Below are 22,918 nucleotides of genomic sequence, written 5' to 3' on the forward strand. Positions count from 1 at the left end.
TCGTAGGCCGTTGGGTTGCAGGGATCTCGATGAAAAGTATGGCGGAGTGAGGCAAAGACGCGGGTTGCTCGACTCCCCCCGAAAATTCTTCCGTGCTATTATACCGGCATGGCTGTTTCTTCCGATCTGGGAAGGGTACTCGTCGTCGACGAAGACCCCGACGTGCTGGACCTTCTCGAGCGAGAGGTGCTTACGCCTCTCGGTTATGAGGTGGCGGTCGCCAACGATGCGGCTACCGCGATTCAGCAGGCGATTACTTTCATGCCGGATCTCATTCTCGCCAGTATGACCTTGCCGGGCCTCAGTGGAAAGGATCTTCTCGTCGCATTGCGTTCTCAAGGAATTGAGCTTCCTACGCTCGTCATGGCGCAGGAGGGTATGGAGGCGGACGCCATCCAGGCGTTTCGTCTGGGTGCAAACGATTACTTGAAGAAGCCGCTGCGCGAGGCGGAAGTTCTTACTGCGGTGGAACGGGCGATCAACGAAACCCGGCTGCGAGGCGAACGGCAGCGGCTTGCCCAGCAATTGGCCGACAGTAACCGCCAACTCGAACACAGGGTACGCGAATTGACCACGCTCTTTGGGATCGGCAAGACGGTCACGTCCACGACCAATCAGAGTCAGCTCTTCGACAAGCTCATGGAAGGCAGCCTCTTCGTCACAGAGGCCGATATGGGCTGGCTCTTGTTGGAAGAGGAGAAAAGTGGACAATTGCTGCTGCGAGCGCAAGCCGACATGCCGCCCGGCATCGTCGCCAAACTGCATCAAACGTGGGAAGACGGCGTGAGCAGTTTGGTGATGCTTTCCGGAGAGGCTTTGGCGATCAAGGGGGAGGGATTATCACAATTCAAAATCGATAAGTTCGCCAAAGCTGCGTTGATCGCTCCGGTGAAGGTGCGAAACAAGCCCATCGGCGTGCTGGCCGTCGCCCGCAAGGAAGGTCGCGGTTTTTCCGAGCGGGACCAGGCCATGCTCGAAGCCGTAGCGGATTACGCTTCGATCTCCCTGGTCAACGCTCGACTTTTCCAGGCGCTTGAGGCCAGAGCCAATCATTTGCAGCGCGTGACGGGGGAAGCCAATATGGACGCTCAGGCCAGGGCAGAATGGCGGTCGGGATTGGAGCGCGGTTTACGAGCGGCGAGGGCGCAAATCGGCGTGTTGTTACAGCGAATTGAGAAAGGCGACCTTCATAAAGCTTTGCATACCGTAGACGAGGACTTGGTGGCATTGATCAAGCAGGTGAACGAAGCGCCCGAGACTTCACCGGGCAAAACCCGGCCAGTTCCGGAAGAATCATGAATCCAGTGAGTCTTGCATGCGCATCGAAAATCCTATTCATCCGGCGTACATGACTGTGCTACGATCTAAAGTGTCAGAACACGATGAGTGAAAAAATGATTTTGGTCGTCGACGATAACGAGGACTTCCGCCTCAGTCTGGAGGAAAGTATCCTCACGCCTGCGGGGTATGAGGTCAAATCCGTGGCGGATGGTTTGTCGGCGCTGACGTTGGTCCAGGAATACAAACCGGCTCTGGTGATCACCGATCAGCAGATGCCAAACTTAACCGGCATCGAATTGATCCAGCGACTTCGCCGGAAGGACCCCAGCATTCCGACGATTTTGGTCACCAGCGAAGGATCGGAAGCTTTGGCGGTCGAAGCCCTGCGCGCCGGGGCGACGGACATGCTCACGAAACCCTTCGAGCCCGAGGAGATGTTGGAAGCGGTCAAACGCGCTTTCGCCGAGCGGGAACGCCGGCTCTCAGACGGCTTGCTGAAAACGAAAGCGGACAAGACCGCGACGATCGAGCATCGCATCCACGAACTCGAAGCGTTGTCCATGATCGGGCGCACGGTCACCGCGATGTTGGATCTGGACGAAGTCCTGACCACGGTCGTGGAAGCTGCGGTGCGGCTTACAGGCGCCGAAGAAGGGAGTCTGCTGCTCCTGGAGGAGGAGACAGGCGAACTCTATATGCGCGCTTCGAAGAATTTCGACGAGGATTTTGCTACCGCCTTTCGCCTGGAAACGCGCGATTCGCTGGCCGGGAAAGTCGTCTCGACGGGTGAACCGGTGATTCTCGATGAAACGACGCCCAAGAAGATCAAGACGTCCTATCTGGTCCACTCGTTGATTTACGTGCCGCTCAAGGTGCGCGGCCGGGTGATCGGCGTACTGGGGGTCGATAACCGCAAAGCGGGCAGCGTCCTCTCCGAGAAAGATATGACCGTGATCACGGCCATGGCCGATTACGCGGCCATTGCAATCGAAAACGCGCGCCTGTTCGCGCACTCGGAAATGGAACGAATCCAGCTGGAGACCATCCTGCGTCAAATCAAAAACGGTGTGATCGTCGTCGATCCGGATAACCGCATCCGGTTGATCAACCGCACCGCGCAGGAAGCATTTGGGCTCGAGGGTGATTTTCTGGGCCGATCGATTGTCGAGGCCTTCGACGAACCCAAGATCTTGAAAATGCTGCGAACTGCCGGAAAAGTCCCCCATCAAGACGATATAGAAACCGCGGACGGACGCATCTTCAATCTGCAGTGCACGCCGATTGAGGGGGTCGGCCAGGCAATCGTTTTACACGACATCACCCATTTGAAGAATCTGGATCGCATCAAGTCTGAGTTTGTTACCACGGTCTCGCACGATTTGCGTTCCCCGCTCACTGCGATTCTGGGGTACGTGGAGCTGATCGAGCGCGCCGGAAAACTGAACGAACAACAGCAGGAGTTCACGCAGCGGGTCCGTTTCAGCGTCCAGCAAATCACGGATTTGGTCACCGATCTGTTGGATTTGGGGCGCATCGAGGCGGGCCTGGACATCGCCCGGGAAAATACGCCTATCGATAGGATCACACATTACGCGGTGGAGAGTTTGCAGGGCGTTGCAGAAAGCCAGGGCGTTAAATTGGATATCGAACTCGACAAGGGCTTGCCCCTTGTGAACGGAGACCCGGTCCGGCTGCGCCAGATGGTCGGCAATCTCATCGACAACGCGATCAAGTACACGCCCGAAGGCGGTACGGTTCGTGTGCAAGCGGAGGCGGAGGGTGGGCAGGTTATCTTGCGCGTGATCGATAATGGCCCCGGCATCCCACCCGCCGATCAGCCCTACCTGTTCGATAAATTCTTCCGCGCCAGCAACATCCCCGACGACATGCCCGGCACGGGCCTCGGCCTTTCGATCGTAAAGTCGATCGTCGACAATCACGGCGGCAGGATCTGGGTGGATTCGAAACTAGGGGAAGGAACGACCTTCACGGTTGTGCTGCTGGCTGCGGAGGAATAAGCGCTGCGCATGAACACTGGCCGGGATCGAACTCGTCCCGTGTCGCAAATCATCACCTCCATCAAATCCCCTCGATTCAAAGCAAACGAAGTCCTGCTTGATTTGCGCAATTTATTCTACATACATCCTTTTCTGCAGCCGCTTTTCCATTCATGGGGAAGATCGCAGATTCAATCATCCGTGTGTCCCCGGTCGGACGAGCGATATAATGTTCGTATGATAAGGCGTTTGGCTTTGCAACGGGGTTGGATGGGTGATGAGTGATGATGCACTTCGCCGGCGCTTGAAACGCTTGGGGCGAAAGTCGCGCAAACGCGCAGAGTTGAAAGCTGCACGGCCGCGCCCTGTGGATCTGCCGCCCGGCGATGAGCTGGATACCCCGCACGGAAAAGCCTTTCGCATCCAGGAATTGTATCCACGGGATTATGAGCATGCCGGCTGCGAACTCTCAAGAATTTTCGATTTCAAGAGCGACCTGGCCGCGCAGGTAGTACGGCAGCCGAACCTCGCGGAGGTCTCTTTTGAAGACATGCTTTTTCTCGATACGGAAACCACCGGCCTGGCCGGCGGTGCAGGAACCATTGCTTTTCTGGTCGGCGTGGGACGATTTACGGGCGATCATTTCCGTCTGCGCCAGTACTTTCTGCGGGAGCCGGGCGAAGAAGCGGGATTGCTTCACGCTCTGCAAGAAGACATCGAGAATGCGGCTGCGATCGTGTCCTTCAACGGTCGTGTGTTTGACGTGCCCTTGCTCGAGATGCGCTACATGCTTGGATTGCGAAAGCATTGGTCATTGAGTTCGTTACCACAGATCGATCTTCTCCATCCGGCGCGGCGTTTGTGGCGGCGCAGCCTTCCCGATTGTAGTCTGGGGACGATCGAGCGGACGTTGTTGGGCGTCGAGCGTTCGGATGAAGATGTCCCGGGCGCGCAGATTCCCGGCATGTATCTCGATTACCTGCACACGGGCGACGCCCGGCAGATGACGCGGGTTCTCTATCATAATGCGATCGACATTCTCAGCCTTGTCGGACTCGCTGTCCACGTGTTCGAGCGGCATGAAGATCGAGATCCGGGGGATCTATCCGGTGCGGAAGCACTGGCATTGGCGCGCTGGCATCTGGAAAACGGACGGGATGTGCAAGCGAGGAAAGCCTTTAAGTCGGCACTCGAAAACGCAGGAGAAGAAGTCCGCCTGGACGCGCTGCGCTATTTTTCTACGTATTTAAAGCGCACAGATCATCGGGATGAGGCCATCGGGTATTGGGGAACCTGGCATTCCATTGCGCCGGATGACCCGCGCCCATGCATCGAATTGGCGAAATATCATGAGTGGTACGCTGAGGATATCCCCGCGGCGCGGCATTGGGCGCAAGAGGCGCTTCAATGTCTGACATATTGGACGGATGATTGGCGGCGAGACAAGATGTGGTCGGAAATCGAGCACCGTCTGAAACGCCTGGCGCACAAGATTCCAGCTGAATGATCGTTGGCAATTTAGGCGAAGAGGAATACTGCCGTGCCGCAGCAGGCGGACGCAGCGCTGCGTTCATTCGTTCACGCGGTTGATTTCTTGCCTCACCGCCATGTAAAGGTGATCGGCGCGGAGTTCTTGCAGCGTGTAACACGGACCCCCGAGATGATCGGCGAGCGCCTTCGCCAATCCCTGGTCGAACGCCGCATGTTCCATGTTGATAACCACAGATCGGATGCCGGCTTCTTGTATCCGGTCAGCGATGCGATGGGCTTCTTGTTGGGGCGGTTGATGGCTCATGGAGACGTTCCCGGCTCCGTCGGTTAGCAGGATCATCAAGGGTATCAAGTCTTTATTCTGATTTTGTTCTTTCTGGAAAATCTCTTGTGCCATCAACAATCCGGCTGAGAGCGGAGTCTTACCCCCGACCGGGATGTCTGCGAGTGTCGATTGGGCGAGTTGGACGGAGTTGGTTGGTTTCAGCACGGTAATGGCGCGGTCCTTTTGAAAGACGACCAGGCCGACGCGATCGCGGCGTTGATAGGCGTCCGTGAGCAGGGACAGGATCGCACCTTTGGTGGCGGACATTCGTTCTGCAACGGCCATGGACCAGGAGGCGTCGACGACGAACAGGATCAAGTTTGCAGCTTTACGCACGCGCACTTTTTCTTGAAGATCGGAGGGTTCGATGGCAAAGCGTCGATGCTCTGCCTCTGATTTCCTTCTCTTTTGGAACGGCGCAGCTGCTCGCAGGGTCGCATCGAAGGCGATGTCGGCAGGTTTCTCTCTCGCCGGCCTCGCCAGGATGTAGCGGCCGCGTTTCCGATCGGTGCGGGTCCGGGTTCGCCGTCCGCCCTGGCGGCGGGTTAACCGGTCGAGCTGTCCCTCCAGTCGCCGAGGCGAGAAGGACTGTCCGGTCTTTACCTTCTCTCCGCCCTCCCACCATCGCGAGTGCAGAGAATCACTCGGCGATTGATTGTGGGGTTCTGCTTGATCTTGGCGTTCCGCTTCCTGGGTGCTTTCACCCGCTACGCTTTGACTCCTTGTGTTCGATCTGAGATTGCAGTTCGTCGATCGAAACTTCAACCTGATGGAAGGGACTGCGTTTCAGGCGGTGCGGCAGTGCAAGCTCGGCCGCCAGGGCGATGTCCCGTTCGGTGATGGCATCCCGGCCTTCGAATGCCGCATGGGCGCGCGCGGCCTTGAGAATCACCAGGTCTGCACGGTGACCGTCGACCTGCAGTTCGGAGGTGAGTCTGGCGATGAGCAGCAAGTCATGCTTGGAATATTTCACGTGCCCGACGAGTTCCCGGGCGGCTTCGATCTGTTTGGAGAGTTCACGCTCTTTCTCCATCCATTGCTCGCGGAATTGTGTGGGATCGTGCTCGTAGGCCAGGTTGTTTTCCATGATCGCCACTCGATCTTCCGCATCCGTGAGCCCTCGGATTTCGACGGAGAGCGCGAAGCGATCCAGAAGCTGCGGTCGCAGGTCTCCTTCTTCGGGATTCATGGTGCCGACGAGGATGTAGCGGGCAGGATGGCTGAAGGAGATGCCTTCGCGTTCGACGATGTTCATGCCCAGAGCCGCCGAGTCGAGCAGCACGTCTACGACATGGTCGTCCAGCAGGTTCACTTCGTCGATGTAGAGCATGCCTCGATTGGCGGCCGCGAGAACGCCGGGTTCGAAATGGCGTTCGCCCTCCTTGATCGCACGTTCGATATCCAGTGTGCCGACCACCCGGTCTTCGGTGGCGGAGACGGGAAGATCGACGAAGGACGTCTTCCGGGTTTCCACCGGCAGGTCTTCGCCTCGTTCGACTCGTTCCCTGCATTCCGTACACCACGTCGTCGGACGATCCGGATCGCACCCGAAGCGACAGCCGGCGACGACTTTTACATCGGGCAGCAGGGCGGCGAGCGCACGCGCCGCGGTAGACTTCCCCGTACCCCGCTCTCCGCGGATCAAAACGCCGCCTATGCGCGGATTGACTGCATTGAGCACCAGGGAGCGCAGCATGCGGTGTTGGCCGACGATAGCGGTAAATGGATATACACTAGCCATAGGACGATCTCCGGCCGGATTATACCGCAAACGCCCTCCCGGAATCCAACAGAGGTTGTCAAGAGCGCGCTTCGCCTTTATAATGCCTCCATAACAATACGAAACGGAGAAAGCCGATATTTATGAGCCAAGACCAAGAGCCCGTTGGCGCCGAGCCACCTTCGCAGGAGACAATTGAAGAGTCGCAACAGGCGCCGATGAATGCCCTCGAAGCAAGCGAATCCGAGGTGGAGGAGGTACAAGAAGAGCCCGAAGACACATCCGCCGAGAAATCAGAGGAAGATGAGTCTCAATCTTCCAGCCAGGTTCGTGATTTTGAAGATATTACGGATTCCGACGAAGCAACACATCCGATGGACTTGTTGCTCGAGGAGGAATCCTATGATTTAGAGATGCCTCGCCGAGGCGAGATTCGTGTTGGTACGATCGCGCGCGTCACGGAATCGGATGTACTGGTGGATATTGGTGCCAAGTCCGAGGGGGTCATTTCCTCACGAGAACTCGAACGCCTGACGGACGAACAGCGCAGCGAAATGGTGGTTGGCAACCAGGTAGACGTCTACGTGTTGCGGTCCGGTGGGCGCGATGGGCAGTTGATGCTTTCCATGTCCAAGGCTCGAGAGGAACGCGATTGGCAGCTCGCAGAATCACTTCTCAAAAGCCAGGATTTGTATGAAGGCACGGTTGCCGGCTACAACAAGGGCGGTTTGATCATTAAACTGGGGAACGTGCGAGGTTTCATTCCCGCTTCCCAGGTAAGTCTCTCCAGACGCCGGCGGGCGCATGGCAACACGCCGGGTCAGCGCTGGGGTAAGATGGTCGACGACCCCGTGATCGCCAAGGTACTCGAAGTCGATCGGAGCCGCAATCGTTTGATCATGTCCGAGCGTGCTGCGACTCGAGAAGCTCGGGACGCACTGAAGGAGCGGCTCATCGACGATCTGGAGATCGGTGAGGCCCGCACCGGACACGTCATCAGCCTGGCCGACTTCGGCGCCTTCGTGGATATCGGTGGCGCGGACGGGCTGGTGCATCTTTCCGAAATTTCTTGGAAACGGGTCTCCCATCCTCGGGAAGTGCTCAAAGTGGGGCAGAAGGTCGACGTGAAAGTGCTCGGTGTGGATAAAGAGCGGAAGCGCATCAGCCTCTCCATCCGGGAACTCGAACCGAATCCGTGGGATCAAATCGTCGAGAATTTCGAAGAAGGACAACTGGTCGAAGGCACCATCACCAAGCTGACCGATTTCGGCGCCTTCGCTTCACTGGCCGGAACGGGCGACTATGACATTGAAGGTTTGATCCACGTATCAGAGTTGGCCGATCATCGCGTGGAACATCCGCGCGAAGTGGTGCAGGAAGGACAAGTCGTCAGCCTGCGCATTATCAAAATCGATCACAACCGGCGGCGGATTGGATTGAGTCTCAAGCGTGTCTCATCTGCCGAGTATTCGGAACAAGATTGGCGCGCGGCGATGCAGGAAATGCAGGCCCGCGAATCGGAAGACGAGACGCAAGGCGAGGTGGAGGATTTCGACGCGGCGTTGGAAGCGGTGACCGAAGACATCCCCGTCGCCGAGGAAGACACGGCCGCCGCGGAAGATGCCGAAGCCGGCACGACCGAAGCAGAGGCAGTCGAAACCCCCGAAGTCGAAACCTCGGAGGAGGAAGAGCAGGCTGCGGAGGAAACGGCTGAGGCGAGCGACGTGGCAGAAGTGGAAGCCGCAGATGACGCGCAAGTCGAAGCCGACGAAGCCGAGGAGGAAGCGCAGGCTGCGGAGGAAACGGCTGCGGCGAGCGACGTGGCAGAAGCGGAAGCCGCAGATGAAGCGCAAGTCGAAGCCGACGAGGCCGAGGAAGAAGCGCAGGCTGCGGAGGACACGGCTGCGGCAAGCGATGTTGTAGAAATGGAAGCCGCAGATGAAGCGCAAGTCGAAGCCGAGGATACGAAGACTCCAGAAATAGCAGAGCCCGGGGAGGAACAGGCGCAGCCATCGTCGGCAGAATCCCAGGGCGCAGATACGGGCGGTGATCCACCATCCGACGATCCACAGGATGAAGGGGTCGATACGAAGTAGAAATCCGACCGGGCGCCTGAACAAGGAACCCGGTCTTTTATTTCGCAGGGTATTTTTTTCCTAATCGAGCAGGTGTGATAGGATATTTTGGTAAAATGAGGAAGGTAAGTTTTGGTCTCGAAGGTTTTATTTGGAGGACTGGGTCGTGACCGATAAGATGGAGCGTTTTACACAGCGAGCGCGTCGCGTTCTCAGCTTGGCGCACGAAGAAGCTGAGCGGATGCATCATAATTACATCGGCACCGAACACCTTCTTCTTGGCTTGATCCGCGAGGAAGGCGGGGTTGCGGGCCGCGTGTTGCGCGAATTGGGCCTGGAGCCGGCGCGTGTAAAGGAAGTCGTCGAACGTCTGATGGGCATCGGCCGTCACAAGGGCGGCCGGATCGAATTGGCGCCCGGAACGGAACAGGTGCTGCAGATTGCGATCGAAGAGGCCCGCCGTATGGGTCATCATTACATCGGGACCGAGCATCTTCTGCTGGGATTGGTGCGTCAGAAAGAAGGCGTAGGCCTGGATGTCCTGCGCCGCCTGGGCGTTACGCCGGAACAAATTCGTCGGCAAACCCGACGGCTTTTGCAGGAAGCCCCGACTCGCAGGATGTCGCGGTCTTCGCAGCAGGAGCGGAAGGAGAAACGCGAGAAGACGCCGCTCGTCGACCAATTGGCAACCGATTTGACCACGTTGGCAGAGGAGAACAAGCTGGATCCCGTGGTGGGCCGAGAACAGGAAATCGAACGCGTCATTCAGATTCTTGCCCGTAGAACCAAAAACAACCCGGCGTTGATCGGAGAACCGGGCGTCGGCAAGACGGCGATCATCGAGGGATTGGCGCAGCGGATCGTCGCAGGCGAAACCCCGGGTCCTCTGCTGGGGAAACGCGTGCTGCAATTGGACGTTGGCTCTCTGGTCGCCGGAACGATGTACCGCGGGCAGTTCGAAGAACGGCTCAAACGCGTGATCGATGAGCTCAAGTCTTCCGACTCGATTCTTTTCATCGACGAGGTGCATATGCTCGTGGGTGCCGGTTCGGCCGGTTCCTCGGTGGACGCGGCCAACATCCTCAAGCCGGCGTTGGCACGCGGGGAGCTTCAGGTCATCGGCGCTACGACGCTCGACGAATATCGCAAGAATATCGAGAACGACGCCGCGCTGGAGAGGCGTTTTCAGCCCGTCATGGTCGAGGAGCCGTCGATCGAGGAGACGATCGATATTCTCCGCGGCGTGAGACGACCGTACGAAGAGCACCACAAGCTGGGAATATCAGACGAAGCGCTCGAAGCTGCGGTCTACCTGTCTTCTCGCTACGTAACGGATCGGTTCCTCCCGGACAAGGCCATCGATTTGATCGATGAGGCGGCTTCTCGGGTGCGCATGTACAAGAGCCCGGAAGCGGTGTCCCTGAAAGAAACGATCACTGAGCTGCGCAACACGCGCGAATCCCACACGCTTGCGGTGGATGAGGCGCGTTTCGAGGACGCAGAAGCGTTGATCGAGCGGCAAACCGAACTCGAGGAAAAATTGGACGAACTGCGCGACGCCTGGGATCATGCCGTCGATGGTCCGCTGGTGACGGAACAGGATGTCGCTGAAGTCGTTTCGATGTGGACCGGCATCCCTGTGATGCAGATGGCGGAAGAAGAGTCGGAGCATCTGTTGAAGATGGAAGACATGCTCCATAGACGCATCGTGGGGCAGGACGACGCAATACAGGTGATCTCCAGAGCTGTCCGTCGTGCCCGCGCTGGTTTGAAGGACCCGAAGCGCCCGATTGGCTCTTTCGTGTTTCTAGGCCCCACGGGAGTGGGAAAAACCGAATTGACCAAAGCGCTGGCGGAATTCATTTTTGGCACCGAAGATGCCTTGATCCAGATCGACATGTCGGAGTTCATGGAGCGGCACAGCGTCAGCCGGCTGGTCGGTGCTCCTCCTGGGTACGTCGGGTATGATGACGCCGGCCAGTTGACGGAAGCCATTCGACGCCGTCCGTATTCCATTGTGGTCTTCGATGAGGTCGAAAAAGCCCATCCGGAAGCGCACAACATGCTGCTGCAGATCATGGAAGAGGGGCATCTCACGGATGCGCGCGGTCATAAGGTTGATTTCCGCAATACGATCATCGTCATGACCTCGAACGTCGGCGCTGAGATGATCCGCCGGCAGACATCTCTCGGTTTCGATCTGCCGCGCGACGAGGAAGTGGAAGAGCGCCTGGCGTACGACGAAATGCGCAAGAAGCTGCTCGAAGCGTTGAAGAAGGTATTCCGCCCCGAATTCATCAACCGCGTGGACGCGATCATCGTGTTCCATGCCCTGACGAAGGAGCAGATCATCGAGATCGTGGATCTGGAACTTGCCAAAGTCGCCGAGCGTCTCGTCGAGCACGAAATGACTCTCGAACTCTCCAACGAAGGCCGCGAACTCATGGCGGACCTGGGTTTCGATCCCGAAATGGGAGCTCGGCCGTTGAAGCGAGTCATCCAGAGCCAGGTCGAGGACAAGCTCTCGGACGCCCTGCTTTCCGATCGATTCCAGGCGGGCGATGTTATCCTGATCGACGCGGAAGACGGCGAGATTGTCTTGCGAAAGAAGGATCCTGAACCGGAAGATCAGACCGAGGAGGCCGTGCCGGCAGGGTGAGCGAGGCCGTGAACGGCGACCAAACCATTTATTCGTTCAGCGGAGTGGATCAAAATCCACTCCGTTTTTTTATTAGAATTCGACGAGCCAATCCAGACCGGTAAATCGTTGCTTGATCCACCAGGCGTTATAATCCTCGGGAGGAGGCGGCGTGGCGAAATCGAGAACCCAATATGTATGTCAGCAGTGCGGAAAGATCTCCATCAAACCGATGGGGCGTTGTCCGCAGTGCAACAGTTGGAACAGCATGGTCGAAGAAGTGGTGGCTCCCAAGAAGGCGGGGAGAAAAGCGGGGGACGCAGGCGCAGCTTCAACGCCGCGTCGACTTGCAGAGATCGATGTGATGCAAGACGATCGTGTTCCCCTGACGATGAACGAATTTTCCCGTGTTCTCGGCGGCGGGATCATCCCGGGGTCCGTGGTATTGATCGGTGGTGAGCCGGGAATTGGGAAGTCGACGCTGCTGCTGCAGGCTGCAGCGCGCACTGCAGCGAATGGAAAGGTGCTGTATGTATCGGGTGAGGAATCTGCCCGGCAAGTCAAGGGCCGGGTATCCCGCGTGCTCTCGCAGGACGAAGCGCCGCAGGATTTCTTCCTGCTGACCGAAACCAATCTCGAAGCCATCATGGCGCAGATCGAATCGTTGGCGCCCATGCTCGTGGTCGTGGATTCGATCCAGTCGATTTACAGTTCGGACATTTCATCCAGCGCTGGTTCGCTCTCTCAAGTTCGCGAGTGTGCCTCGAGGCTGCATGCGCTCGCCAAGGCGCGCGACGTTGCGACCTTCATCGTTGGACACGTCACGAAGGAAGGTTCGATCGCCGGCCCGAAGGTTCTCGAGCACATCGTGGATACCGTGCTCTACCTCGAGGGCGACTCCTTTCATGCCTACCGCCTGCTGCGTTCCGTGAAGAATCGCTTCGGCGCCACCACGGAAGTGGGCGTGTTCGAGATGCAATCGACGGGCATGGTGGAAGTCGAGAACCCGTCGGAAGTCTTCTTGGCGGAACGGATGGTCAACGCGCCCGGTTCTGCCATCGTCGTGACCATGGAGGGCACTCGTCCGCTGATCGTCGAAATCCAGGGGCTGACCAGTGCGACGTCTTTCGGTCATCCGAGGCGCACGGCGAACGGCGTCGATTACAACCGGCTGTTATTGACGATTGCGGTGTTATCGCGCAGGGTCGGCTTGCGGCTCGCGGATCAGGACGTGTTTGTGAACGTCGTCGGCGGGCTTCGCGTGCAAGAACCTGCGGCGGATTTGGCGGTGGCGGCAGCGGTGGCCTCCTCGATCCGGGATAAAGCTCTCCCGGCAAACCTGGCGCTTATCGGCGAAATCGGCTTGTCCGGGGAACTGCGGACCGTTTCGCAGCTTGAATCCCGCCTCAAAGAGGCGGCGAAGCTTGGATTCAAGCGCATACTCGTGCCCAAACGAGCGCGTGTGGGAGAGAAAACACCGGCCGGCATCGAGATCGTTCCGGTCCGCTCTGTAGGCGAGGCGCTCGAAACCGCTTTTGGCGGGTCTTAAAGTTCGGCGAGAAAGGCGTTTGTCCAGATCGGGGATAGGCGACGTTCATCAACGGTTGACGATACGGTGTGACAAGGTTTGCTGGTATCAACGAAACTGCGATTTTTCGCATTGCGTTTGGCGTTTGGTTAGGATTTCTTGGTTTTAACATTTTAAGATTTCACATTTCCAACCAGGATGCACTTGATCCCTCCTCGCAACAACCTTAAATGTGGGGGTATAAGGAATAATGTTCCCATAATTTGGGCATATGCGCAGACGAATGGAATCTGCCAGGCGGTATATGGATAATTGAAAGAAACCTATTCCTTTAACATTAATCGATCTTAAAATTTTAAATCTTTTTAAGGAGGAGCAGGTTAATTTTATTGAATCACTGCGCTTGATTTGCTACAATCCATCCACGTGAGAGGTGGGCTGTACTGAGGAGGAGAGCACTCTGGGGTATGATAAGAGCTTGCCCATATGGAGCACAGCCGCATCCTCGGCGGCTGAACACCAACACGCAGTACAACCGAACAATTGAAAGCTAAAACCCAATACGATGATTTACTGCGATTGGCTCGAGATTCTTACGAGACAACGCTTGGAGGCGTGGATGAACGCAAAGCAACTCTGGCAGGCTGCCCTCGGGGAACTGCAAATGGAAATGCCACGAGCGACATTCGACACCTGGGTACGAGATGCAGAGTTGCTGACTTTTGAAGATGGATCGTTCGTCATCGGCGTACAGAACGCATATGCACGCGATTGGTTGCAAGAGCGTTTGCTGTCAACCGTCAAGCGTGTGCTTACCCGGATGGTGGGGGCAAGCGTCGACGTGCGCTTTGTGGTCTGGCAAGACGAAGTGGACGAAAAAGAGATCACGCCCCTGTGGATGAAGAAGGAACATATCTCCGGCAAGGAAACGCCCAGCTGCAATCTCAACAGCCGCTACACATTCGAAACGTTCGTCGTTGGGACGAGCAATCGGCTGGCGCACGCCGCAGCGCAGGCGGTATCCGAGAGCCCGGCGCGCGCCTACAACCCGCTTTTCCTCTACGGTGGAGTTGGTTTGGGGAAAACACATCTGCTGCACGCCGTCGGGAACGCCTGTCTCGCCTCGGGGCTGAACGTGCTTTACGCCTCTTCCGAAGATTTCACCAACGACCTGATCAACGCCATCCGCAATCACACCACCGAGCTTTTCCGCGGCAGATATCGGAAGATCGATGTCTTGCTGGTCGACGACATTCAATTCATCGCCGGGAAGGAATCGACCCAGGAAGAATTCTTCCACACCTTCAATGCGCTGCACAGCCAGGATAAACAAATCGTGATTTCGTCCGATCGTCCGCCGAAAGCCCTGGTCACGCTCGAGGAGCGGCTGCGTTCACGCTTCGATTGGGGGCTCACCGCCGACATTCAGCAGCCGGATTACGAGACGCGTCTGGCGATCCTTCGATTCAATTCCGAGCGGGCCAACCGCTCCATCGATCCCTCCTTGCTCGAGGCGATCGCCCGCAGGGTGCAAACCAACATCCGGGAATTGGAAGGTGCGCTGACCAGAGTCCTGGCGTACGCCGATCTCAGCGGGGCGCCGCTCGACGTCAACCTGGTTGAAACCGCGCTCGCCGATATGCTGCCGCGAGGAGATGGTTTGACGGCGGATCAAATCATTCAAAGCGTCGCCGATCAATTTCACATCGAAGAAGAGCGGTTGGTCGGCAGAGGCCGTGCGCACGACGTGGCCCTGGCACGCCAGGTGGCGATGTATTTGCTGCGTACGGAAACGTCGGCGTCACTCCCGGCGATCGGGGAGATGCTGGGAGGCCGCGATCACACGACGATCATGTACGGGTGTGAAAAGATCGAAGATCTTCTCGAAACGGACGACGGTCTGCGGAGACAGGTCAGCAGCGTGCGCGAGCGGCTGTATCAGGAATCGGGCGTGGTCATTTAATTCAACGGCGTTGTACTAAATTTCAGGATGTGAGGGGGATTGATTCACAGTCAGTGTCCATCTTGCTTTCCCTGTCCCGCAAACACGTAACTTCAATCCAGCGTCGAATCAACACTCACTTTCGAGGTTCAAAATAACCAGGTGGACGTTTCGATTACCGCTTTCGAATCATGAAGATGCTCGCCGTGAGCAGCCAGATCAGTGGGGGTACGTTGGCCACGATTGCGGGTCCCCAGCCTGCGACGTTGTAGAAGCCGTTGTGGTCGACGACATCCGCATACATGGAAGGAATGGCAACAACGCACAGCGCAGCACTGATCCAGGCCAGCCAGCCGGTCCACTTCGGCAGTGCCCCGCTGGCCACGATCGCGTAGCCCGCCGCAGCCATGAAGAGTCCCGTCACCGCGAATGCGATCGAGCCGTTGTATATGAGCAGCGTGGCCTCCACCAGCGCCCTGACGGCAGTCGGATCGGCCATGCCTCCCAGCGTGTCGAGAACTGCAGCCCCTTCGAGTGAGTCGGCGACGAGTGATACCGCCCACCAGACGGCACCCGCCGCGAGAGCGAGTGTGCCGGCCCATTCGTATTCGGGCCGCGTCTCGATGATCAGAAAACGGAAGCCGGCAAACATGACCATCAGGCAGGCGTACATTCCCATGTCGATCAAGATCCGTGTGAGTGCGATGCCCCGGATGTCGGCCAGAAATTGACTGTGCCCTACGGCGTCGTGGATGAGCGGTGGCGTGCCGGGAATGATCCAGAGAGGTATTTCGAGGGCAAGCAGGAGCACGCCTGCCAATCCGAACCACCCGGTTCGATTTATGACCTTGAAGTCGTTCATGCGAGCCCTCGACTGCTGCTGTGTCTTCTCGTCAGACGCGGTAGGCGGTCAGCGCCAGTATTCCCGGTCCACCGTGTACGGCCAACGAGGAGACGAGATCGGCGAAGAGGACTTCGTTTACGTTGAATCGCTCTCGAGCTTTCTCGAGGAATTGTTTGCCCTCTGCTTCGACGTTGGCGTGGAAAACACCGAGGTTGACCGGATCGCTCGTCCCGACGGCCTCTTCTGTTAGTTCCATAATGCGATTGATCGCCTTCGCGCGTGTGCGCACGTTTTCTTTCACCGATAATGAACCGTCCTCCAGCGTGATGATCGGCTTGAGATCCAATACGGATCCCAATGCTGCTTTCAACAGACCGACGCGGCCGCTCATCTGCAGATATTTGAGCGTTGCCGGGGTAAAGATCAGACTGCTGCGGGAACGGATCTGCTCGAGACGGGAAAGGATGGAACGCATGTCCTGTCCGGCCTCGATGGCGCGGGCTGCCTCGAGAACCATGAAACCCGTGCCGAGGGATATCGTCAGGGAGTCAAATACCTCGACCTGGGCTTCTTCTACCATCGATTTGGCCAGGATCGCAGAATCGTACGTACCGCTGTGTTTGGATGTGATGGTGATGGCCAATATACTGTGCCCCTTTCCAGCCAACTCACGGTAATATTTCGCGAACCAGGCTGGTGTGGGTTGCGAGGTGGTGGGGATGATGCCCAATTCCTCGATTTTGCGATAGAAGAGACTTCGATCGATGTCAATGCCTTCTTCATAGGTCTCGTCGTTGAATTGGATCGAAATGGGGGCAACGCGGATGTCGTATTTCTTGATGATATCTTCGGGTAAATTACAGGTGCTGTCGACAACTAGTTTAATCATTGGACATCATCCTCCTGGGTGGTGCAAGATGGTTCCGCCTGCTCACAGTCTCGTGACGCTCCCCTCGGTTCGTAAAGCTTAATACGATTAACACGGAGAGCGGCTGTTGGCCTCTGTTCTCACTGTCGACGGCCCTGCGGTTTGAGTGTCGTGAGGTCTATCGCGCGTAGATTTCTCGATACGATGGATCGAAGGACGTCGACGAAGGTGATTATGGTCGATTCGTTAGAGTAACGAGACCGGATCGATATCCACACTCCACCGATCGGGAATGGTCTCCGGGATGAGCCGGAGTGGGTCGGATGCCCGCAGGATGAAATGCCAGCAGTACGCGCCGCGCAGTTTACGGAAGAAACACGGCGCCGGGCCAATGATGTCCGCCGGCACTTCCAATTTGGCGATCTTGTCCTGGATGGATTTCGAAAGGCGTCGAGCTTCTTTTTCGGCGGAGGATGCCGAGAATTCCCGGATCGTAAAGCGCGCCAAGCGTTTGAACGGGGGATACCCCAGACGTCTGCGCTGCCGGATTTCTGCTTCATAGAATTCGCGATAGTCGTGTTTGGCGGCGGCCTGGATCGCGTAGTGTTCGGGTTGGTAGGTTTGCAGGATGGCATGGCCGCCGAGCAATCCGCGACCGGCCCGCCCGGCGACCTGGGTGAGGGTTTGAAAGGTGCGCTCGGCTGCGCGGTAGTCGGGGAGATTCAACCCCGTGTCGGCGGAAATCACGCCAACGAAAGTTACCAGCGGTAGATCGAGACCTTTCGCCACCATCTGGGTGCCGATCAACACGTCCGCTTGATGCTCGGCGAATTTGGCCAGGATGGCCTGATGAGCGCCTTTCGTGCGCGTCGTGTCCCGGTCCCAGCGGATACTGCTTGCATTTGGAAACGCGGCTTCCAGTTCGTTTTGAATCCCCTGGGTGCCCGTGCCAAAGTGCTTGATGCGCGTGCTCTTGCATTGCGGGCATGTCTTGGGGAGGCTGCGTGTGTATCCGCAATGATGGCACATGAGCTGCTGATTGGCACCGTGATAGGTGAGATTGGTTTCACACCTGGGGCAGCGCAGAACCCGGCCGCAGTCACGGCAGAATATGTACGTGGATGAGCCGCGGCGGTTGAGAAAAAGAATTGCTTGCTGCCCGGCGGCGAGCGTCGTTTCGAGTGATTTCTGAAAAGCCCGGCTGAAGATCGAACGATTTCCAGCACGCAGTTCTTGACGCATGTCGACGATCTTGACGGGCGGGAGATCGATGTAGCTGGCTTCCCCCTCGGCTTTTTTGTATGTGGGGGTTATGCCGAAACGAGAGGCTTGCTGCCTGATTCGCTTCTGGTGCCCCATGATTCGGTTGGGCAGGTGCAGGCGGGTGAGCGATCCTTGCGAGGCGCGGTATGTGGTGACCACGTCCGGTGTGGCGCTTCCGAGAATGCAGGTCGCATCGAGGATGGAGGCATAATGGAGCGCCGTTTCACGGGCATGATAGAGAGGACCTCGTCCAAACTGCTTGTAGGATTCGTCGTGCGATTCATCCAACACGATCAATCCGATGTCCGGGAGCGGCGTGAAAAGTGCGCTGCGGGGGCCGATAATTACGGGAACCGAGCCCTGCCGGGCGCGGCGCCAGGTGTCGTATCGTTCCCCTTCCGATAGCTGGGAATGGATCAACCCGACTTGTCCCGGGAAGCGTGCCAGGAATCGCCGTACGGTTTGCGGCGTCAGGGCGATTTCCGGGACCAGTATGATCGCTTGACGACCCAGCGCGATGGTTTCGGCGACCGCACGCAGATACAATTCGGTTTTTCCGGATCCCGTGACCCCGTGGAGTAAAAAATGCCGCCTGACTCCCGATTGATTCAACGCGTCTTTCAGCGTATGCCATACCTCGAATTGATCGCTTGTGAGTGGGGGTGGACTCGTAGGGACGAACTCGATCGCCTCGGTCGGATCGCGCCAGATTTCGGTCTCACCGAAGGCGATCAGATCGCGCTCTTCCAGATAACGCAGATCGGCCAATTTAGCACCCAGCTCGGCGTATATCCAGGTGGCTTCGGTTGGCTGTCCCTCCTCGATGAGCATTTTGAGCACCGCTTCCCGCCGCTGCGCCGCATCGCTTCCGGGTCGCCCCAGGTTTCCAAAGTTGTCCCTCGCGGCTTCGGGTGCCACGGACAGCCGGACCGTACGAATCCGGCGCGCCCCGACGCTCGGGGGATCAAGGACGGACGCTCGCTCCAATGCGCCATCTTTCACCAGGGAATCGACGGCGGATCGCCAGGCTTGTCTGGGAAAGGCGCGGGCGATCTGTCTGCCTCTCAAGGGGCCTCTACGGCGCAGCAGATCGAGCACGCGATTTTGCAATGCGGAGGCGGCTCGAGCGTCCTGGTCGAGGAGTGCGTATAGCGAATCGGCTTTCTGGCTCAATCCCGGCGGCAGCATTAGCGTGATGCATTCGATCAGTGGAGATACGGTTTGCTCGCTCAGCCAATGGGCCAGCTTCAGTTGCTGCTGCGTCAATACGGGAAGTGGATCGAGCAGCGATTCGACCGGTTTGGTTTCGGGTACTGAAGATTGCTTCAATAAACGGACGACGACGCCCTGTACGCGGCGGTTCCCAAACGGAGCAGTCACCAAATGGCCCGGGGCAACGTGACCACGCAGCGAAGGCGGGAGGTGATAATCGAAAGTGCCCCGGACGGGCGGCAGATTTACGGCGACCTCGACAAACATGGGCATCAATCGGCAGGCTTTGGGTGGGGTTTCGATGGGCTGCGTGTATCGGAAATTTTCCGGATCGAAAGACGGGCGATACGCAGTCCGTCCATGGCTTCCACTTGAAACTGCAGTCCTTCTGCGTTGATGACGTCGCCGACCTGCGCCAGGCGTCCGAGTTTACCGATGACGAAACCCGCCACGGTATTGTAATCGGGATCGTTCAGGGAGAGGCCGAAGCGTTCGTTGAAATCTTCGATGGGCATCAGACCGTCAACGAGGCTGGAGCCGTCGGGGAAACTCTGGATTTCGGGTTGGGAATCGAATGGATCGCCCACCTCGCCGATGATTTCTTCCAGCAGGTCTTCGAGCGTTACGATGCCGGCCGTTCCTCCGTATTCGTCTAACACGATAGCGATATGCTGCTGGCGGTCACGGAAAAGCCGCAGCAACCCGCTTACTCTGGCGGTCTCCGGAATAAAGATCGCCTCGCGCATCAAATCCTTCGCCGAGCTGACGCGCTGTAGTTCGCCATACAGGGCGCTCAAGAGATCGTTGAGATGGACGATGCCGAGAACCTGATCCAGGTTTCTGCCGTAGACAGGAAGTTTGGTGAACGAGTGCTCCAGGTACAGTTGAATGATGTCCTCCAGTGTCGCGTCGGAAGGAACGGCGATCATTTCGGTGCGCGGCACCATCACGGAGCGGACCAGGGTATGTCCCAGGTCAAACACGGCGTAGAGCATTTCTTCCGCGTCGTCTTCGACCACGCCGATCCCCGCACTGTCTGAGACCAACATCTTGAGTTCCTCGATGGAATGTACGCGTTCGTGGCCTGTGGCGGGTTGAATCTTCATCAGGCGCAGGAGCAGATTCCCCGCTCCATTGAGCAGCCATATCGCCGGTCGGAAGATCCATTCGGCCCAGAGAGTGGGTCTGGCGACGGTGAGTGCAGTGCGTTCCGGGTTTTGAAGGGCAATCGACTTTGGCGTGAGTTCCCCGATGACGACGTGCAGGAATGTGATGACCAGGAAGGCCAGTCCTGCGGAAAGGCTGTGAGAGACTTCCGATTCGACCGTGGGCGGAAAGAGTTGGATGACGGGCTGCAGCAAGTTGCTGAGAGCGGGTTCCCCGATCCATCCCAAACCCAGACTGGCCAGGGTGATGCCGAGTTGTGTTGCGGCGATGAACCGGTCGGGCTCTTCGATCGCCTTGTGCACCCAATGTGCGGAGATGCTGCCTTTGTCGATGAGTTCAGCGATGCGCGTTCGGCGGACGCCGACGAGCGCAAACTCGGCTGCAACGAAAAATCCGTTCGCCAGGACGAGTAGAGCCACTCCGCCAAGTCTTAGTAAATCAAGCCAGACGTGATTTTCCATGAGTTATCCATTTGATTCGGTAGAGGCACAATTCTTGTGGATGCGATCTGCATCAGGAAGGTTTTGCCCGGCGGTAAATCACCGCGGCGCCATAACCAACGACCGAATGATAATCGCCCGTCGCGTCGCCGGAAGTGGCGTAGTAAACAATTTTAGCCCGATCGGCGCCGAGTTCTCGGGACGCCCACAACGTTGCAGCGATGGCGCCGCGACCGCAGGCAAATCCTACGCCCTCTTCATCGGCGGCGATGACTCCCGAGGGATCGAATCGCCCTATGCGAGCGAGGATTTCTTCGTCGAGGCGTTCTGCAATTTGCTGCGAATAAAAATGGGATAGATCGCTGCTGCCGATGATGATGGAGGACGCACCTCGGAGAGTATTTGCCAGTGAAGTTCCAACAGCCTTCGCCGTGACTTCACTTTGATCGCGCAACATGATGGGCAGCAATTTAAATGCGTGGTGAAAACATCTTTGTGCGAAGGGCAGTTCGATTTCCAGCGAGTGTTCCTGATCATGACGGACGTGCTGGATCTCGATACCCCAACTGTTTAATAAATCATCTTCTAACTGGTTCATTCGTTCGGCGTCGATCTCGATCGTTCCCAGCGGCGTTGCGTAAGCCGTGTGAGCGGATGTTAGGATTTTTGCCGGGTAGGGATTGTGCAGCGGCGAAAGGACAGCGACAACTTCCGGCTCCAGCCCTTCAAGGCAGCGAAAGGCATGCGCGGCCACGGGGCCGGAATAGCGATGCCCTGCGTGGGGAGTGATGATGCCAATGATCTCGCCATCGATTTGCGCACAATCGGCCGCACGCAAGTATTGATCGATCGACGAGGCCAGGGTCTTGAGGTCGCCGGGATACCAGGTGCCGGCGATTGGTGAGGGACGAATATCTTCCATCCGCTTGTAACGTTCTCCTGTTCAAAATTGTAGCATAGGTATCGAAGTTTCCGGGTGGCACATCCACGATCTCCATTGTCCCTTCCAACGAAAAAATCGCACTTGACAAAAGAACATATGTTCTGCTATGATGGGCGAGTAGAACAGGCGTTCTATCTATTGGCGTCCTAGGAGAAGGGAAATGGAAAAGGCATACATAAACCGGACCTATCTCGATCGACAGGCAAATCAAATCGAACGTGCGCTGACAACGATGTCCATTCCCGCGCGAGTTCAAGGCGGACAGGTGACGGATCAATGGATTCGTTATCGTCTGAAACCGGCTGGAGATATGCGCGTCACTCATGTCGCACAGGCTGCTGAGGCGATAGCGGATGCGATCGGTGCAGAAGGCATTCGAGTGGCCGAACACGGCGATGGCATCGCGATCGAAGTGCCGCGCGTTCGGAGGAATGCGCTGCGCTTGCTGCCGCTCATCCACGCCATCGACGTGATCCCTGCGATGAGCACTCTCATCGGAATGCAGATATCCGGAAAGCCCTTGATCCTGGATATGAAGAAACAAAGGACCTGGCATTTGATGGCCTTCGGCAGAGCCGGTTGTGGCAAATCCGAATTGGTGCGCACTTTACTGGCATCGATGTGCCTGACGAGCCGGCGTTCGCAGCTCAATGTTCTTGGGATCGATATCGGCGGCCGTGAGCTTGGTCTGATCGAGGCTCTTCCTCACATGCTGACCGACCTGGCGACAGATTCAGATTTCGCAAAGGAGCTCATTTTCTGGCTGATCCGCGAGATCCAGCGACGATTGGAATTTGGCATCTCCAAACCGCATCTCGTACTCTTTGTGGACGACTTTGCTGGATTGGCAGCGGAAGGAGATCGATCTGTCGTTGTGGCCTTGAACGAGATCGTGATGAAAGGATTCGAAAGCGGCGTTCACGTCATCGGCGCTTCGAGAGATCGCATTTCGCTGCCGATGCACAGTGCCCGGCAGCGAGGAGGATTGGTCACGGCCGTCCCGATGGAGAACAAGAACGGCGGTCCAGGAGTCGAGACCGGCAGATTTCGATTGAGCACGAGTTCGGTTCGGCGTGACGTGGATGTGGCGTATCTGAGTGTGCGAGATCTGGATACCGTCGTTCAACTGGCCAACTCCGGATGGCGTCCGGCATCGATGTCCTGCCGTTTGGACGCCGGGGGTC

Annotated in this window: 15 protein-coding genes; 8 read left to right on the forward strand and 7 right to left on the reverse strand. The window is 57.4% G+C overall.

The genetic code is table 11. From position 1 onward, the window contains the following. Positions 1–108 precede the first annotated feature (108 nt). From P8Z34_05380 to P8Z34_05390, 3 genes are all read left to right on the forward strand, one after another. Entirely contained in the window at positions 109–1,299 is a 1,191-nt protein-coding gene (locus P8Z34_05380; GenBank protein MEJ2550096.1) for a response regulator, read from the forward strand. An 83-nt stretch (positions 1,300–1,382) separates the two neighbouring features. Further along, complete coding sequence (locus P8Z34_05385; protein ID MEJ2550097.1) at positions 1,383–3,299, forward strand: ATP-binding protein; 1,917 nt, start codon at positions 1,383–1,385, stop codon at positions 3,297–3,299. A 256-nt stretch (positions 3,300–3,555) separates the two neighbouring features. Further along, positions 3,556–4,785 (forward strand): ribonuclease H-like domain-containing protein, encoded by a 1,230-nt coding sequence (locus P8Z34_05390; GenBank protein ID MEJ2550098.1) that lies wholly within the window; start codon positions 3,556–3,558, stop codon positions 4,783–4,785. A 63-nt stretch (positions 4,786–4,848) separates the two neighbouring features. Here the strand turns inward: P8Z34_05390 and P8Z34_05395 are convergent, their stop codons facing one another. Further along, a complete protein-coding gene (locus P8Z34_05395) occupies positions 4,849–5,859 on the reverse strand; it encodes a VWA domain-containing protein (GenBank protein ID MEJ2550099.1) in 1,011 nt (336 codons plus the stop codon). Further along, positions 5,795–6,835 (reverse strand): ATP-binding protein, encoded by a 1,041-nt coding sequence (locus P8Z34_05400; protein ID MEJ2550100.1) that lies wholly within the window; start codon positions 6,833–6,835, stop codon positions 5,795–5,797. The genes P8Z34_05395 and P8Z34_05400 overlap by 65 nt, the downstream gene beginning before the upstream one ends. A gap of 122 nt (positions 6,836–6,957) precedes the next feature. Here P8Z34_05400 and P8Z34_05405 point away from each other — a divergent pair, with 122 nt between their 5' ends. The 4 genes from P8Z34_05405 (at position 6,958) to dnaA (ending at position 15,018) form a co-directional block, all read left to right on the forward strand. After that, positions 6,958–8,910 (forward strand): S1 RNA-binding domain-containing protein, encoded by a 1,953-nt coding sequence (locus P8Z34_05405; protein MEJ2550101.1) that lies wholly within the window; start codon positions 6,958–6,960, stop codon positions 8,908–8,910. A 145-nt stretch (positions 8,911–9,055) separates the two neighbouring features. Beyond that, a complete protein-coding gene (locus tag P8Z34_05410) occupies positions 9,056–11,548 on the forward strand; it encodes an ATP-dependent Clp protease ATP-binding subunit (protein ID MEJ2550102.1) in 2,493 nt (830 codons plus the stop codon). Positions 11,549–11,699: 151 nt separating this feature from the next. Then, on the forward strand, positions 11,700–13,076 hold the full coding sequence (gene radA, locus P8Z34_05415; GenBank protein ID MEJ2550103.1) for a DNA repair protein RadA: 1,377 nt from the start codon (positions 11,700–11,702) through the stop codon (positions 13,074–13,076). Between the two features lie 598 nt (positions 13,077–13,674). Beyond that, positions 13,675–15,018: a chromosomal replication initiator protein DnaA gene (gene dnaA, locus P8Z34_05420; protein ID MEJ2550104.1), complete on the forward strand. Its 1,344-nt coding sequence runs from the start codon at positions 13,675–13,677 to the stop codon at positions 15,016–15,018. Between the two features lie 154 nt (positions 15,019–15,172). Here the strand turns inward: dnaA and P8Z34_05425 are convergent, their stop codons facing one another. The 5 genes from P8Z34_05425 to amrB form a co-directional block, all read right to left on the reverse strand. Continuing rightward, positions 15,173–15,859, reverse strand: coding sequence for a hypothetical protein (locus tag P8Z34_05425; GenBank protein ID MEJ2550105.1), 687 nt, complete (start codon positions 15,857–15,859; stop codon positions 15,173–15,175). Positions 15,860–15,890: 31 nt separating this feature from the next. Next, the gene (locus tag P8Z34_05430) at positions 15,891–16,730 is read right to left on the reverse strand and encodes a DegV family protein (protein ID MEJ2550106.1); all 840 of its coding nucleotides are present in this window, start codon (positions 16,728–16,730) and stop codon (positions 15,891–15,893) included. 225 nt (positions 16,731–16,955) lie between these two features. Further along, the gene (priA, locus tag P8Z34_05435; protein ID MEJ2550107.1) at positions 16,956–19,451 is read right to left on the reverse strand and encodes a primosomal protein N'; all 2,496 of its coding nucleotides are present in this window, start codon (positions 19,449–19,451) and stop codon (positions 16,956–16,958) included. A gap of 5 nt (positions 19,452–19,456) precedes the next feature. Beyond that, complete coding sequence (locus P8Z34_05440; GenBank protein ID MEJ2550108.1) at positions 19,457–20,812, reverse strand: hemolysin family protein; 1,356 nt, start codon at positions 20,810–20,812, stop codon at positions 19,457–19,459. 52 nt (positions 20,813–20,864) lie between these two features. Then, positions 20,865–21,713: an AmmeMemoRadiSam system protein B gene (amrB, locus tag P8Z34_05445; protein MEJ2550109.1), complete on the reverse strand. Its 849-nt coding sequence runs from the start codon at positions 21,711–21,713 to the stop codon at positions 20,865–20,867. Positions 21,714–21,894: 181 nt separating this feature from the next. Here amrB and P8Z34_05450 point away from each other — a divergent pair. Continuing rightward, positions 21,895–22,918 (forward strand): DNA translocase FtsK (locus tag P8Z34_05450; protein MEJ2550110.1); only part of this gene is annotated, 1,024 nt, incomplete at its 3' end.

The organism is Anaerolineales bacterium, assembly GCA_037382465.1.
Classification (GTDB): Bacteria; Chloroflexota; Anaerolineae; order Anaerolineales; family E44-bin32; genus WVZH01.